This is a genomic window from Aquimarina aggregata (assembly GCF_001632745.1).
In the GTDB taxonomy this organism is placed as follows: domain Bacteria; phylum Bacteroidota; class Bacteroidia; order Flavobacteriales; family Flavobacteriaceae; genus Aquimarina; species Aquimarina aggregata.
In genome coordinates this window covers 586,027-600,832 of sequence record NZ_LQRT01000024.1, presented here as the reverse complement: position 1 = coordinate 600,832, position 14,806 = coordinate 586,027, and the positions used below count along the sequence as shown (strand labels likewise).

The window sequence follows — 14,806 nt, the reverse complement described above, 5'->3', positions numbered from 1 at the left end:
ATAATCTCGATTACATTTATTGAACTCATCTTGAATAGTGATTTTCAACCGAAAAGTTTGGCTTTTGTAGCAAAGCTAGCGTGCAAAATGTAAATTTTGTAGGTAAAAGCATTACCCAAAATGAGTTTATTATATAAAACTGATGAAGCTATGCCTAGACCAAAAACCAAAGCAGCATTACTAGATCTAAGTCATAAGAACTATACTAAGCTACTTGATTTTGTTAATTCTTTGCCTAAAGAACAAGTAAACCGTGAGTTCCCCAAACGTTATCTTAATAGAAATATTAGGGATATTCTAGCGCATCTTCATCATTGGCATATCATGATGTTAGATTGGTATACAATAGGAATGACAGGAAACAAGCCAGATATGCCGGCAAAAGGATATACCTGGAAAACCACTCCGGATCTTAACAAAGTAATTTGGAAAAAATATCAAGATGTTGAGTTAACCGAAGTAAAAAAATTATTAAAAACATCGTTTGATCAGCTACAAAAAATAATTAACGACCATACCGAAGAAGAACTTTTTGAAAAACGAAGATTTAAATGGACAGGCACTACCTCACTAGCCTCCTATCTTATTTCTGCTACGTCAAGTCACTATGATTGGGCATATAAATTCATAAAGAAATGTATGAAATAATACCTAGAGCTATTTCATCTTAAAAACAAAAATCAACCGTATGAAAAATCTAATCATTTGCCTTATTATCCTAAGTTTTATGGCTTGTAAGCATGAAACTTCGCTTCAGAAAACCTCAACATCTAAGGATGTCGAAATTAAACACAATACTGATCAAAAGATCAAAGATTCTGTGCTACCGCTTTCTGGAGAAGCTATAGCACTGGACCATGAAAAAACAAAAGCTCTAAAAAGAGATAAATTGATCAAAGCCAAAGACGATAGAGCTAAGTTGCAAGAATTAGTGATTTCTAAACGCTTTTTAAAAAAAGAAGACCTTTATATTTTAGATTATCAATACCCATATCTAAATGAAGAAATTGATCCATCTTATGCTGTTTTTAATAACTTCATCACAGAAAATTACCTAAATATCGAAAAAACAGAAAATCAAATCCTTGAAGACAAAGAGTTGCTTTGTGATACCCTAAAAATAAATCGTTTTAGAGATAAAAGAAGTATTGATTATAAGATCTATACTGTAAAAAGCAACTTTATTAGTGTGGTACTATACAAGGAGAACTATTATTCGGGGATGCGATATTCTACGTATTTATTTGATTGTATCAATTTTGATCTCGAAAAATATGACTTTGTTTATTTTAATGACTTCTTTACCAAAGGTTCTGAAGATGCTGTTTTTGTAATTATAAATAACATTATAAAAGAGAGCATTGCATCAGGAGAATTGTATTATGATTGTTGGGAATTGTCTAAAGGTGATTTTAACGCCTATAAAAACAATTTTGTCATGAATGATGATGTTTTAGAATACTATTTTGATGATTGTGTTATTTGCCCCTCATACACAGGTACCTATTCTATAGAAATCCCGATCACTGCAATAATGCATCTTATAAAAAAATACAATGCGCCACCTAAGATGGGGTAATACCATTTATCCTTTGAATTTACTGGGATAAAATGTTCTTTTTCTCTGTCATCTCGAGCACAGTTGAGAGGTTATTTTTAATCAAATCCAAGGATCTCGACTGCGCTCGACCAGCCAGATATAGATGGATGATCTATAGAATATAAATCGAACTGAGGTTATTTAGCATACTTCGTTGTAAATTTGTTTTTTAAATTTTAGATATCTATAGCTTTATGAAAAGTAGTTTTAATAATATCATCGATTCAAAAACACCTGTATTAGTTGATTTTTTTGCAGATTGGTGTGGCCCTTGTAAAATGCTAGCGCCTATACTTAAAGAGGTAAAAGATGAACTAGGAGAAACTATTAAAGTGGTTAAGATTGATGTAGATAAAAACCAGCCTTTGGCTTCAAAATACCAAGTTAGAGGGGTACCTACTATGATACTGTTTAAAGAAGGTAAACAAGTTTGGCGCCAATCGGGAGTATTACAAAAAAATGACCTTATCGGGATCATCAAAACACACCAATAAGATGTTACTTAATGCGTACATAGATCATACCCTATTAAAAGCTGATGCTACCGTAGATGCTATTAAGCAACTGTGCTCAGAAGCAAAAGCATATGATTTTTATGCGGTTTGCGTTAACAGTTATTATGTAGCATTGGCGCATAGCGAATTAAGAAATACCCCTATTAAAATTGCCTCGGTTGTAGGTTTTCCTTTGGGTGCGAGTATCAGCAACGCCAAAATATCCGAAGCGCAATATTGTATCGATAATGGTGCACAAGAAATCGATATGGTTTTAAATATTGGATTACTAAAATCTAACTATTATAAGATTGTCGAAGATGAAATTAAAGCCATCAAAAAAACAATTGGAGATCACACCTTAAAAGTCATTTTTGAGAATTGCTATTTAACCAATGACGAAAAGAAAATGGCTTGTAAACTGGCAGTACATGCTGGCGCTGATTTTATAAAAACATCTACTGGATTTGGCAACGGAGGTGCTACACTAGCAGATGTAAAACTAATGAAAAACGAAGTCGGAAATCAAGTCCTTATAAAAGCTTCTGGTGGTATTAGAGATACCAAAACAGCCCAACAATACATTGACCTGGGGGTTTCCAGAATAGGAACCTCATCGGGTATAGCTATTGTTTCTTCTTAGCGCATATACTAACAACACTTGTAGTATACTATGGTGTTTTGAATGTAGCTGCGTATTGTCTTACTTTTTGCAACATATTGTTTTATAAAACTCTTTACTGGGGTTTGCCTACCTATTCCTAAATTTTGACAAGCTATAAATAAAACTTTTTAATACACTATGTGGATTACCGTAATGGTATCTTAAAAGATAAGTATAGTTTTATGAGTCGAAAAGGAGTACTGAAATACGTAATCCTATTTTTAATAATTAAGATATAGAGTTACTAAGGTAACTATACAATATTGTTGGCAGTAAGTGAAGAGAACAATTAGAAATCAAAAAAATAATTAGGAAAAACAATGTTAGACCAATCCTTTTCAAGTAGTAATTTTAATAAATTCTTTTTAAAAGAAAACAGAAAAGGTAATTTTGATAAATCTCACTTCACTCAAGAATATTTAAATAAACATCAAGAGTTTAAAAATACTGTAGGAGAAAAGTTAAATCTAAAGAAAACCAGAATACTAACTAAAGAAGAATTAGATAATTTCGCTGAAAGGTTAGAGAAAATTAATAATGAAAAAGAAGAAATTAGACTAACTATCTTTGAAGATTATTCTAATATAATTAATAACCAAAACACTCCTTTTCAATTCAAAATAGTATATAATTCAACAAAAGAAGTTTATACTGTCGAAAATGACCCTGCTTCATACTATGCTGTAAAACAACTCCAACGAAATATATATAAGACTTTTAAAGTTATACAAGCGGATAGAAATAAAATTATAAAGCAAATTTTTAATATTGCTTCCGATGGATTTCCTAAAATAATTATAAAGACTGATATAAAATCATTTTACGAGTCTATTCCTCAAGATAAGCTTTTAAAAAAAATAGAGAACAACACTTTACTTTCTCCATTTTCAAAAAAATTAATAAAAAGACTTTTTTATGAATTTGAGGATAAAAAAGACAAAACTAAAATTCCATTAGGAAAAGGTGTGCCAAGAGGAATTGGCATTAGCGCATATTTATCTGAATTATATATGCGAGACATAGATAATGAGATTAAAGCATTAGAAGATGTAATTTATTACGCACGCTATGTTGATGATATAATTGTAATTATTTGCCCTAAAACAGAATCAACAAAAAGAGATTATTTATACGAAATAAAAAATATAATTTGCGTTAAAAACAATCTTACTCTTAAAGATGGTAGTGATGGAGAAGCTTCTAAAACAAAAATAATCAACTTACCAAAAAAAGGTAACTATAATAAATCCTTCAACTACTTACGCTATTGTTTTAATTTAAAAAGAACTGAAACAACAGATAATAAATCAAACTTTCTGTTACTTCTTGAAATTTCAGATAACAAAATTGAAAGGTATAGCGAGAGATTAAAAAAATCAGTCGCAAACTATAATAAAAATTCAAAATATAATGAAAAAGAAGCTAGAAATATTTTAATCGCAAGATTAAAATTCCTCACTGGAAATTTCCATCTTAACAATAATAAAAGAAATGTAAAGTCAGGCGTCTATTACTCTAATCAAATGCTGAAACTAAATAAGGTTACCTATGAAAGTTTAAAAATATTAGACAGAAAACTATCTATAGCATTATGTGATTTAAATCCACCTCCTAAAATTGGAATTGATAAAATAAAATTGAAACTTTTCTTAATGCAGAAATATAGTTTCCAAAAAGGATTCATTAATAAAGAAAAAAACTTTTATTCTTTTAAACTAAACCCAAGAGAAACAAGTTTTTATTTTAAAAAATTCAAAAGAGCAACGAACAAGTTTGAAGTGATTAAATCTATTTGGAAGTAATGAGCAAAAAGAAAAAACATATAAAATACACCAAAGAGAGAGCTATTATTTCTGACGTACTACCATATGAGGTTCCAATTACATTTTCAAACAGATATTTGTATCGTTTCCTAGTCAATAATGAATTAGAATTTAAAAATAGTACTATTAAGTATAAAACAAATTTTAAGGATGATTACTTTGATGCTTTTAAAATAATTTTAAAAATATTATTTTCTACAAATATTTCAAACCCGAATACTAGAAAAATTCCATTTACTTACAGAATAAGTCATAAAGAAAAAGACTTTAGAGAACTTGCATTAGTTCACCCAATTAACCAATTAGAGTTGATAGAGTTTTACGAAAAATATAAAGAATCCATTATTTATTCTTGTTCTTTAAGTAATTATAGTATAAGAAAACCTGACAATGTAGCTAAGTTTACTTTCTTTAATGACAAACTTCATCAAACAAATAAAGGTGACGTTTCTGATTTTTTAGAACTAAGCGGGAAAGAATATGAAAACTTAAAAACTTTTTTTTCTTATAGCAAATACACTAACATCTATCAATTTTTCGAAAATTATAGGTATCAAAGAGCAGAAAAGAAATTCAATCATTTATTTAAATTTGATATTTCTAAGTGCTTTGACAGTATCTATACTCATTCAATTACTTGGGCTGTATTAGGTTTAGATGTTGTAAAAGAAAACGTAAATAGTTCTAAAAACACCTTTACAGGAAAATTCGATAAATTTATACAATATGCGAATTACGGAGAAACCAATGGTATCTTGATAGGTCCAGAATTTTCTAGAATATTTGCTGAAATTATTTTACAAAAAATAGATATAACAATAGAGAAAAAGTTAAAAGAAAATAATTATTTACTTAAAGTAGACTATGAAATGTATCGTTATGTTGATGATTATTTCTTGTTCTGTGATGATAGCGTTTTAAAAGACGAAATATTAAAATTACTTAAGCACGAATTAAAAAAATATAAATTATCAATTAATAATTCTAAAACAGAAGAATATAACAAACCAATTATAACTGAAATAACAATTGCTAAAAATAAAATTATTGATTTATTCTCTGAAAATCCTAAATTTAAAATAACGGAAATAGAAGAAAAGGAAGTAGACAATAAAGATGACGATGATGAAGTTTCTTTACTAAATCACAAATTTGAATTATCCTTCAATCCTAATAAGTTAGCAACACGTTACAAAATAATCATAAAAGAATCTCACGTTGATTATAAAGATGTTTTGAATTACAGCTTAGCCCTTCTTTCGAGTAAAATTGAAAAAAACTTGATTTCTTTTGAAAAAATATACTTTAAATATCTTGAAGAAAATAATAGAGAAGCGTTCTCTAAATCTGATTTGTTAAAACTTAGAAAAACAGAAAGTTTGTTTACTTCTCACATCGAAGGAATTATAGATTTTACTTTCTTCATTTATTCAGTATCACCAAGAGTAAATTCAACAATTAAAGTGAGTCTTATTCTTTCTAAAATAATTAAACTGTTTAAAGAAAAAGACAAAGTGTCAAAAGAATATATTATTAGTCAAAATAATAGAGAACGCGTATTCAAAAAAATACTTGATGAATCAAGTTTTATTTTAAAGAAAAACTCCTTGAATGAATATGCACAAGTAGAATCTCTTTATTTACTTACTCTATTAAGAGATTTAGGTAAAGAGTATAGACTACCAGAAGAAATATTAATAAAATTCCTAAATGCTTCACAAGAAAAAGGTGTAGATAAAATCATCATTAATGACAATACATTAAACTATTTTTCAATTGTTGTCTTGTTTTATTACATAGGATATTCAGAGAAATTTCCTCTAATAAAAGATGCTTTAATTGATTATACTTATAAATATATAAAAAATTACCCACGTGAAAAGAGAGGTAAATCATCTGAAATAGCTCATTTAATGTTGGACTTATTTGCTTGCCCATTTTTAGGTTTAAGAATTAAAGCTAAAATTTTGTATTTATATCGAGACGGTAAAAATTTAGCTGATTATAATAGTGCTCTAGCTGAAACTAAAAAATTAATCCTATTTCATAAAAAGCACAAATATTGGTTTACTAAATGGGAAAGGTTTAACTTAGCTAAAGAATTAGAAAACAAAAAGAGTCAAGAAGTTTACTCTTAACAATAATGCCAATGCCAATCTCCAGGTTATATTAAGCATTTATGTTAGATATAATTATTTTCACACACTTGCAGAGGCAATACTCGGTAATAGAGGACAATAACGAAAAGGTAGCTGGAGATTTCGCTACCTTTTTAATATTTAGAAGAATGAACAAAAACACCTACGGCCAACAATGTATAAAAAACATAGGGCGTTTGTGCTAAACCGAAAGTTTACTACTTTTAGTTCTTGTACTAACCATAAAACCTGATCAGGCGGATTTGTAATCCGTGCTATCTGATACGTTGGCATAGCTTTATGAAGTATACTAGTAAAATACTGGCGGCAGAAACGGACCCAGTAAGAGTATACTATAAACACCTACTTATGTATTTAACGTTTCATCACTATATTAAAAGCTTCAGTAACGAAAAACGAAACTAGCATCTTGTACCCTTGTGTAATATTAATTCATAAAAACAAGCCCATGGCACAAGAAAATCAAATTAGCATAGTGATTCCAGAAGATATCATCACTAGCATTATGACCAAATTACAAGAATGCAGACAAGAGCTTACGCCATATTTGCAAGCGCTAACAGCAAGTGATCGTTCGGGACTATTTAAAATGGGAGATAAGTCTTTACCTACCGTACAAAAAATTAAATCGTATGTAGAAACCAACCCAGAGTTTGTACCCGCATATATGGATAATGCAGAGTTTTTAAAAGACGAAGCGGTGGTTTCACAATTAACGCCTATTGCAAATCTATTAGAGCAATTATTTTCTGATGTAGACGATACTCGATTATTAGCCGGTAGTGAAGCTTTACAAGCCGCATTACTGTATTACGGACAAGTAAATGAAGCGAACAAAAAAGGAGTAAACAGTGCTAAGCCTATTTATGAGGATTTAAAACAACGCTTCTCTAGAAAATAACAGTATTTATCCTTTTGAATTTTAACCCTAATGGTTCTGTAAAGAATCATTAGGGTTTCTTTTTGAGTAAAAAATATGCAATCTTGAGTATTTTATACTGATAAACCAGTCTTTTATACTCGAATTCGAGTGTTTTTGACTCAAATTTGAATATTTGTCACTCGATTTTGAGTGTTTTTGGTTCAAAACCGAGTGTTTTTTACTCAAATCTGAATGTTTTTTGCTGGATTTCGAGTGTTTTGATACACTGCGAATATTCGAGAAACATTGATAAACTGCATTTTCAAAAAGGATTTAAAAAAATAGCATATAAAACTAGTACAAATGTATAGGTCGCGGAGTATTATAAATGAGTGTATTTGCTAGAGATCACCATATAAGATGATAATACTATTTTTTTACGGCAAAACCTTAGATGTATTGAGGATTACCGTATTGATTTACAGCTATTTATTTCTGGTTTTTAATAAAATGATAGTGCTAAAATTGTAAATCTGACGTTTTACACCTAAAAATCAATCAAAAAAGGTGGTTTTTTCCGCATTTTTGGTATAAAAAAGGTGGCAAAAATACATTTAAATTAGTAGAAATGCTGTAATCTGTTTTCAAAAAGATTCATTTATTTTAGCCTGTAAATCAATGCCTTGCAAGCGTTGAAAATATAAATCAAACCCTAATTGTTTTAAAAAAATTTAACATTATGAGAACTATCCCATTTTATTTAAAAGCTATTTTCCTATTTTTATCCATCGCGGTTCTAGCGAGTTGCGAATCTGAATCTGTACATGAAGAAATAGGAGTTGATGAGCAAGAAACATTCGACACATACAAAATCGACAAAGAGGAAATACAACACCCAGAAGACCGAGGGTAATAAAATAGTAGTACTTATACTAACATTTGGTGCAATAGTTGCTGCTATTGCACCTTTTTTACATATATTTTGTTCAAGAGAATCTAAAGTAGAAATGTTTGGATTTCGTAATGCTAGAATGTTCTTTTATGCAATTGGAGTTCCAGTAACACTTTTTATAAGCTCGATTATTTTATCATATGTTTCCAATTTCATTGGAATTAAAACAGTCTACCATACTGTTAGAAATATTGCCTTTATCTTTCTTTCGGTAGCTTCTTATTATTTAATATGGATATTTTGGGCTAAGGGTGACTTTAACCCGATCGCCTATTATAGTATGATAATTATAATAGCTTGCTCATTTGGTTATTTTTCAAACAAGTTTCTTAAATATATTTCGACTAGTACAAATAGATTATCTAAAATATCTAATAATATCCCCAATCTTGATGATCGTATTAAAACGGTAAATGATATTGCTAAGATAATGCCGGATGATAATGAGGATATGGTGACCTACAAGGCAATGGTAGATGTTACAGGTGATAATTTAAAAGAAACTATTACAGAAATTAAAAAAGATTTGAATTAATGGCGAGTAAGGATAATCTAAATAAGCTTTCTAGAGAAGAACTTCTCAAAAAATTGCAAAGTGAATATGAAGAATCTGAAACGCTTCAATGGTTTATTGAAGTTGAAATAAAGAGATTAACTGCAAAAGGAGAGATGGGATACGAGGAACTTAAAAAACTAACAAAACTTTCTGAAGAACGTATCAGTAAATCAAGTAAAAAAAAGAAATAAATTAATACTGTACTATTTCCCTTTGGACTCATTAAGGTAAGAGGACATCGCTTCAAAAAAACTCTTATCGTTTACTAAGGTCAATAGTTTTTGAGAGGTAAACGTATTGATTTCTTTACCTATAATATATTTAAATGCTTTTTGTATATCTTCATCAACAGTAAGTAACCGAATTATTTCGTCTTTTAAATCTTCGTTTGTTTCTCGTTTTAAACTTTTGACTTCCTTTTTACTTGTTGGCAAAGGCTCAGTTCCTTCTCCTCTAATTAACCAATTAAGGTCTATTTCTGGATACCGATTTACAAACTTTATAATGTTGTCTTCGGTAATACCACTATCGCTATCTAAAACACCTCTAGTAATACCCGTTTCTTGATAGAATTTATACTTACTAATTTCCATAGTTGAGATAAATTCTAGTATGCGTTTTTTAATAGACGACATTTTTTGCTTAATTTATTTGAATATACAAAATAAATTGTATACATTTGAATTGTGTAAACGAAATAATATGTTCAAATATACAAATTAATACGGTTAAGCCGTAACCGGCGTTTCGTTTTTAACAGGATTTATAACAAATTTAAGCAAAGGACTATGCTAAGAAAAAGAATACACAATAAAAATGGAGTAGTATTATGTAATCAAACTACGATTCTAATTTATGAAAGAGCAATTTTTAGACTTTTAAGTATAAACGCTAGACTTTTTGATACCTGTATACAAAATAACACATCCTATGCCATTTTATTAAGAAGTTGGATAAAAGAATGTTTTGATAAAAATATAGCTATCGAGATTGTTGTAAAAAACATTATTAAATCAGGAGTAGTTGGGTACATCGAGTCCTGTTCAAAAACAAATATTACTAGATAAATACTAGTTTTCTAGCAATACCATAAACACCATTTAAACTTAACATTATATACAATTGTCATATCAAGTAAAACCCACAGCGTATCCCACCCCTATATAAGCGCTGTACATAATATGTTAAAGAATGATATGAGTGCATCTAATATTCGTCAACGTGTAGAAAAATGGTTGACGACTTACGGACATTTGATAAATAAAAACGCCTTAGAACGTGAAATAAATGTATCTAAAGGTGTCATTCAGAAATTTATTAAATATGGTAAAAAAATCAATGACAATCACATTAAAGGATTATATAAGTTGATCAAAAAATTTGGGAGCATTTAGCTTGGTAATTAAAAAATAAAGAAAATCGACTATGCTACCCGACGATATAAACGATCTACCGCCAGAAATTTTATATGGCGTACTAAGAATACTTAAAATAGATATTAGCGAATTTATGTACCGTTTGTTAAATGATCACCCCCATGAAATCATGATGTATATATGGATATATAAGCAATATCATATGTATAACCCAAAAATAGAATGATAATACGATAGTGAGTTGATGTTGAGTATCCCCCTAATGCTCCCAAATCATGAATACCTACTTATGCTTTTTAACTTTTTAATAACATAATAAAAAATCACAGTTTCGAAAAGTGAAACTGAGTGGCTTTATTATTGCAATAAGAAAAAAATGAAAATAACTAGAAAATGATTACAAGTACAATAGCTAAAAATGACAATATGATTGTATTTCAACATCTTTTAAAACAGACTTTTTTATGCTTTTATTAACGTTTTTTTCTCGATAAGGGGGGACAAATCCCCTGCAGACATTGAGATATATTACTTAATATTGTATAAGAATTATTAACCATCAAAGTATATTGACACACTATGAATAATTTTTTCGATGAAATTATTGGAAAGCTAATTTTCACCTTTAAACCTTTAATTATTGTGATAGGTTTTCTTTGGACTATAACTAAAGTTTATATTATTGTAAAAGCCTTTATATGGCTTAGAAATATACATGGGTATTTAAAAGATTTTCATAGTGTTAACTTTAAAAATTATAATAATTAATTAGATGCGTTATACTTATTAAACTTTCTTATAACCCAATAAAAAATATTATGAAATATATAATAGTATTGCTTTTACCTATATTGTGTTTTTCACAAAAAGAAACTAATTATTTAGAGTTACTTGATAAAAACAATATTGATCCTACGTTGTTTATTGACAAAGAAGTCAATACTATAATTACTGACTCTATACGAAATCTTAGTTATGAACAATTTTATTTTAATGAAAATTTCAACTATAATTTTTATATACTTCGGGAAACTAATTATAAGTTTTTAAACAATTCTATTGATAAGTATTGCATAAATACCTCAAAAGACAACAGGATTGAAAACATAGATTTATTTTTTACAAACCCTTTTACCATAGACTTTTACAAACAGATTATAGATTTATATGGAGTCCCTAGTGTTATTAAAAAAATTAAATCAAGAAAAAAGATTAAGACCGAGAATGACGTATATGCTACTATTGATTCATACGAAATAGAATATCAAGAATGTGAGATTAATGAAAATCCAACATTAATACTATGGAATTATAAAAATAAAGAAATACTACTTTATGAGGACAAAGAATCCACATCTTATTACATGAATGGTAAAAAGGTAATATTATCTAAATACAAATTAACTTTTCGTAACGCTTCCGCACACTAATCTAAATATTAATTTTTAAATTTTAATTTATGAAAAATGTAATTAAAACAATTACACTGGCATTGCTATGCCTTATTTTGCACAGTTGTGAGAAAGAAGAAACAACTGATTATCAAAGTGAAATAGCTAAAAACGCTAAGTTGTGGTATAAAGAAAACCATAATTTAACAATGAATGAAAATACAAGTTTTAATGGCGTGCCCGATTGGGATAATCATTTTGTTATTCAAAATAAGACCTATTTTCCAATACTAAAAGACAGAAAAAATGTTTCAAACAAACAAATAAATAGCAACGTAAAAGCATCCACTTATTCTAGACCTTATTACGTCTTAACAAATGATGGAACGACATACGAGGAATCTTTAGTTGTTGTTTTTTCTAAAGACAAAGAGGATTTATTAGATAGTTCTAATATAAAGTCATTAGCAAATATTGAATATTCTTTTCCAAAAAGTGATATTGTAAGTGAAATGGTATCCTATAACAATATAAAAAAAGATAATAGACTTGTTTCATTTACAAACAATGGAGACGACACAACACAAAACCTTCAGACGGTAAAAGGTTGCACCACTTACTATGTCTTTGAAACTACTTGTTATAGTGATGGTTCTTGTGAATCTAACTTTTTATACACAACTCAAGTTTGTGGTGGTGGCGGAAGCGGTGATGGCTCTGGCGGCTCTGGCGGTGGCAATGGCAATACTGGTGATGGTGGCGGTGGCTCTGGCGATGGTCAAAACCCAGTTCTTACTAATGAAGGAATGACTCAACAAGGTACTAATTGTAAAAATTTTAAGTGGAAAAAAATTGGTGATGTTAAAGTGTCTGCTATGGATAAGATTAGACATAGTTTTTCTATAAATACTATTGGAAACCCAAATTTATTTTCTTATCACAGGACTATGACTCTTAATCCTATGTACATGACAATGCCAGATTACGTAGAAGATGGTTTTGCTTCTGTAAAAGCTTCACAGGCTATAGATATGGCTTTTTTGGAGGTAGAACACGAGTTAAAAAAATTACCTCCAAATTTTGTTTTAACGCCTAGAGAAATTGTTGCAATGGTGTATAAAGAGCTTCGCAGACAATTTGGTATACAACGCGGAAGTATTAATCCTGCTAGTGCATCTGGTTTTTCTCAGCCTTCAATGGGTATAGAAATTACCCAACATGAAACCGTATGGTTTAATGCTAGAGATTGTCTAAGAGATTAAATAACAAATAAATAGAAAACACCTCTTTGAATTTTTAATATTAACATTAGCAATTAAAGATGATTATAAACACAAAGAGGTGTTTGTTTAACAAAACTCAAAATTATTATGGGATTTCATGCAGTTTATTACCTCGCTAGCGCTCGAATCCTTTCGAGTGCCCAGTAAGATATCGATACATTAGAACTATTGGTCACTAAACCATGAACACCTCCGTATGTATTTAACGTTTCATCATCGCATTAAAAACATCAGTAACGAAAAATGAAACTAACAAACTTTAGTATTGCAATAGAGAAAAAATGAAAAACTGGTTATTTCAAAACCTTTTTAATCATAGATTATTTCTTGACAAGAAGGGGTCAACTCCCCTGTTACCATAGGCATATATTGCCTAACATTGTACAAGAAACATTAATCATCAAAATATACTAACACACTATGAATAATTTTTTCGAAGAAATTATTGGAAAGCTAATTTTTACCTTTAAACCCTTAATTGTTTTGATTAGTGTTCTTTGGACTATTACTAAAGTTTATATTATCGTAAAAGCTTTTATCTGGCTTAGAAACATACATGGTTATATAAAAGATTTTCACGATGTTAACTTTAAAAGTCACAATGACTAATGGTATGAAATATATAATAGTATTGCTTTTACCTATTTTATGTTTTTCACAAAAAGAGGTAAACTATTTAGAATTGTTAGGAAAACCTATAGCCTCTATAAACATGTCGATTAACAAAGAATTAGAAATTCCTATATCAGATTACTACAAGGCAAAAGGCTCTTTCCAATTCTTAAACATTGCACATGATTCTTTACAAATTATAACCGACAAAAAAGGTAAAATACTTGAGTTTTCTTTTACACTAGATAAAACTTTTTCGCAAGAGTTTTACAATGAGTTTACTAAAAAGTTTAATTTTTCAAAAAAAGACGTTAGCGATTCTAGTTGGATTTTAGATGTTTTTGATTTTACGGCTAATGACCACATAATTCAAGACAAGGATAACAAACACAAAAATTGTGGCGCTAAAGGAAAGCAGTTATCTTTAAATTTTGTAAAAGAAAAATACTCGATAAGTCTTAGCTGCTCTCACGATAATCTTTTTAAACCACCTTCAATATATGTGTGGATTAAAAAATTAATCCCTATTGACCCTGCTTCTTTTTTAAATAAAAATTATGATAGTATTCCTAAAAATGATTACGTCAATATTTATGAAAGTTTTTGGAAAAAAAGTAATAGTTATAGTATTGAAGATACACCTTTTTATTTTTTAAACAAAGAAAGTCATGGTTTACGTTTATTTACTACAAAATCAAATGTTATAACAGAAACGTCTCTATCTTTTTTAGGTGAGTTTAATGAGAAAATATTTAATATACTAACTTCAAAATATGGAAAACCAAGAATGTATATTTATTTAGGTCTTTACGATATTGAAGCCTTTAAAAAAATTCCAGAACAAAATATTTTATTTAAAAAGGAACAATTTGAAAAAGGTTTTGTAGAAATAAATGACTATAAATATGATCCCTATTTTATTTATTGGTATAAAGATGGTATCCGTATAAACTATACTAAAAAGGGTAAATCCACTGTCAAAGGATACGCTCTTGATTTTGAAAAAACACTAGAAAGTACCCCGTTTAAATAAT

The 14,806-nt window shown here is 28.9% G+C and carries 17 protein-coding genes; 16 read left to right on the top strand and 1 reads right to left on the bottom strand.

Annotation, left to right across the window (positions count from 1 at the left end):
• The first annotated feature begins 150 nt into the window (after positions 1-150).
• The 10 genes from AWE51_RS17815 (at position 151) to AWE51_RS17775 (ending at position 9,301) form a co-directional block, all read left to right on the top strand.
• The gene (locus AWE51_RS17815; RefSeq protein WP_066316384.1) at positions 151-648 is read left to right on the top strand and encodes a ClbS/DfsB family four-helix bundle protein; all 498 of its coding nucleotides are present in this window, start codon (positions 151-153) and stop codon (positions 646-648) included.
• Positions 649-688: 40 nt separating this feature from the next.
• The gene (locus AWE51_RS17810) at positions 689-1,579 is read left to right on the top strand and encodes an RsiV family protein (RefSeq protein WP_082832499.1); all 891 of its coding nucleotides are present in this window, start codon (positions 689-691) and stop codon (positions 1,577-1,579) included.
• A 215-nt stretch (positions 1,580-1,794) separates the two neighbouring features.
• On the top strand, positions 1,795-2,094 hold the full coding sequence (trxA, locus tag AWE51_RS17805) for a thioredoxin (protein WP_066316138.1): 300 nt from the start codon (positions 1,795-1,797) through the stop codon (positions 2,092-2,094).
• Between the two features lies 1 nt (position 2,095).
• Entirely contained in the window at positions 2,096-2,737 is a 642-nt protein-coding gene (gene deoC, locus AWE51_RS17800; RefSeq protein WP_066316133.1) for a deoxyribose-phosphate aldolase, read from the top strand.
• Between the two features lie 341 nt (positions 2,738-3,078).
• Positions 3,079-4,560: an antiviral reverse transcriptase Drt3a gene (drt3a, locus tag AWE51_RS17795; RefSeq protein ID WP_066316131.1), complete on the top strand. Its 1,482-nt coding sequence runs from the start codon at positions 3,079-3,081 to the stop codon at positions 4,558-4,560.
• Positions 4,560-6,719, top strand: coding sequence for an antiviral reverse transcriptase Drt3b (gene drt3b, locus AWE51_RS17790; RefSeq protein WP_066316128.1), 2,160 nt, complete (start codon positions 4,560-4,562; stop codon positions 6,717-6,719). Before drt3a ends, drt3b begins: the two co-directional genes overlap by 1 nt.
• A 469-nt stretch (positions 6,720-7,188) precedes the next feature.
• Positions 7,189-7,641: a hypothetical protein gene (locus tag AWE51_RS17785; protein ID WP_066316127.1), complete on the top strand. Its 453-nt coding sequence runs from the start codon at positions 7,189-7,191 to the stop codon at positions 7,639-7,641.
• 700 nt (positions 7,642-8,341) lie between these two features.
• Positions 8,342-8,515 carry a hypothetical protein gene (locus tag AWE51_RS26905; RefSeq protein WP_198403845.1) on the top strand — a complete coding sequence of 58 codons (174 nt, stop codon included), beginning with the start codon at positions 8,342-8,344 and terminating at the stop codon, positions 8,513-8,515.
• Complete coding sequence (locus AWE51_RS17780) at positions 8,445-9,089, top strand: hypothetical protein (RefSeq protein ID WP_066316125.1); 645 nt, start codon at positions 8,445-8,447, stop codon at positions 9,087-9,089. Before AWE51_RS26905 ends, AWE51_RS17780 begins: the two co-directional genes overlap by 71 nt.
• Positions 9,089-9,301 carry a hypothetical protein gene (locus AWE51_RS17775; RefSeq protein WP_066316124.1) on the top strand — a complete coding sequence of 71 codons (213 nt, stop codon included), beginning with the start codon at positions 9,089-9,091 and terminating at the stop codon, positions 9,299-9,301. The genes AWE51_RS17780 and AWE51_RS17775 overlap by 1 nt, the downstream gene beginning before the upstream one ends.
• 12 nt (positions 9,302-9,313) lie before the next feature.
• Here AWE51_RS17775 and AWE51_RS17770 read toward each other — a convergent pair whose 3' ends face one another.
• Positions 9,314-9,745 (bottom strand): hypothetical protein, encoded by a 432-nt coding sequence (locus AWE51_RS17770; RefSeq protein WP_157766161.1) that lies wholly within the window; start codon positions 9,743-9,745, stop codon positions 9,314-9,316.
• Positions 9,746-9,898: 153 nt separating this feature from the next.
• Here AWE51_RS17770 and AWE51_RS17765 point away from each other — a divergent pair, with 153 nt between their 5' ends.
• The 6 genes from AWE51_RS17765 (at position 9,899) to AWE51_RS17735 (ending at position 14,805) form a co-directional block, all read left to right on the top strand.
• Complete coding sequence (locus AWE51_RS17765; RefSeq protein ID WP_066316113.1) at positions 9,899-10,177, top strand: hypothetical protein; 279 nt, start codon at positions 9,899-9,901, stop codon at positions 10,175-10,177.
• Positions 10,178-10,306: 129 nt separating this feature from the next.
• Positions 10,307-10,504, top strand: coding sequence for a hypothetical protein (locus AWE51_RS17760; protein ID WP_157766160.1), 198 nt, complete (start codon positions 10,307-10,309; stop codon positions 10,502-10,504).
• A 31-nt stretch (positions 10,505-10,535) separates the two neighbouring features.
• Positions 10,536-10,712 carry a hypothetical protein gene (locus AWE51_RS26670; RefSeq protein ID WP_157766159.1) on the top strand — a complete coding sequence of 59 codons (177 nt, stop codon included), beginning with the start codon at positions 10,536-10,538 and terminating at the stop codon, positions 10,710-10,712.
• Positions 10,713-11,304: 592 nt separating this feature from the next.
• The gene (locus AWE51_RS17750; RefSeq protein ID WP_066316094.1) at positions 11,305-11,916 is read left to right on the top strand and encodes a hypothetical protein; all 612 of its coding nucleotides are present in this window, start codon (positions 11,305-11,307) and stop codon (positions 11,914-11,916) included.
• A 29-nt stretch (positions 11,917-11,945) separates the two neighbouring features.
• Positions 11,946-13,139 (top strand): hypothetical protein, encoded by a 1,194-nt coding sequence (locus AWE51_RS17745; protein WP_066316092.1) that lies wholly within the window; start codon positions 11,946-11,948, stop codon positions 13,137-13,139.
• Positions 13,140-13,773: 634 nt separating this feature from the next.
• Complete coding sequence (locus AWE51_RS17735) at positions 13,774-14,805, top strand: hypothetical protein (RefSeq protein ID WP_157766158.1); 1,032 nt, start codon at positions 13,774-13,776, stop codon at positions 14,803-14,805.
• The last annotated feature ends 1 nt before the right edge of the window (position 14,806 follow it).

Coding starts and splice junctions, on each gene's coding strand:
- AWE51_RS17815 (WP_066316384.1), top strand. CDS start 151: ATGCCTAGACCAAAAACCAAAGCAGCATTACTAGATCTAAGTCATAAG.
- AWE51_RS17810 (WP_082832499.1), top strand. CDS start 689: ATGAAAAATCTAATCATTTGCCTTATTATCCTAAGTTTTATGGCTTGT.
- trxA (WP_066316138.1), top strand. CDS start 1,795: ATGAAAAGTAGTTTTAATAATATCATCGATTCAAAAACACCTGTATTA.
- deoC (WP_066316133.1), top strand. CDS start 2,096: ATGTTACTTAATGCGTACATAGATCATACCCTATTAAAAGCTGATGCT.
- drt3a (WP_066316131.1), top strand. CDS start 3,079: ATGTTAGACCAATCCTTTTCAAGTAGTAATTTTAATAAATTCTTTTTA.
- drt3b (WP_066316128.1), top strand. CDS start 4,560: ATGAGCAAAAAGAAAAAACATATAAAATACACCAAAGAGAGAGCTATT.
- AWE51_RS17785 (WP_066316127.1), top strand. CDS start 7,189: ATGGCACAAGAAAATCAAATTAGCATAGTGATTCCAGAAGATATCATC.
- AWE51_RS26905 (WP_198403845.1), top strand. CDS start 8,342: ATGAGAACTATCCCATTTTATTTAAAAGCTATTTTCCTATTTTTATCC.
- AWE51_RS17780 (WP_066316125.1), top strand. CDS start 8,445: ATGAGCAAGAAACATTCGACACATACAAAATCGACAAAGAGGAAATAC.
- AWE51_RS17775 (WP_066316124.1), top strand. CDS start 9,089: ATGGCGAGTAAGGATAATCTAAATAAGCTTTCTAGAGAAGAACTTCTC.
- AWE51_RS17770 (WP_157766161.1), bottom strand. CDS start 9,745: ATGTCGTCTATTAAAAAACGCATACTAGAATTTATCTCAACTATGGAA.
- AWE51_RS17765 (WP_066316113.1), top strand. CDS start 9,899: ATGCTAAGAAAAAGAATACACAATAAAAATGGAGTAGTATTATGTAAT.
- AWE51_RS17760 (WP_157766160.1), top strand. CDS start 10,307: ATGAGTGCATCTAATATTCGTCAACGTGTAGAAAAATGGTTGACGACT.
- AWE51_RS26670 (WP_157766159.1), top strand. CDS start 10,536: ATGCTACCCGACGATATAAACGATCTACCGCCAGAAATTTTATATGGC.
- AWE51_RS17750 (WP_066316094.1), top strand. CDS start 11,305: ATGAAATATATAATAGTATTGCTTTTACCTATATTGTGTTTTTCACAA.
- AWE51_RS17745 (WP_066316092.1), top strand. CDS start 11,946: ATGAAAAATGTAATTAAAACAATTACACTGGCATTGCTATGCCTTATT.
- AWE51_RS17735 (WP_157766158.1), top strand. CDS start 13,774: ATGAAATATATAATAGTATTGCTTTTACCTATTTTATGTTTTTCACAA.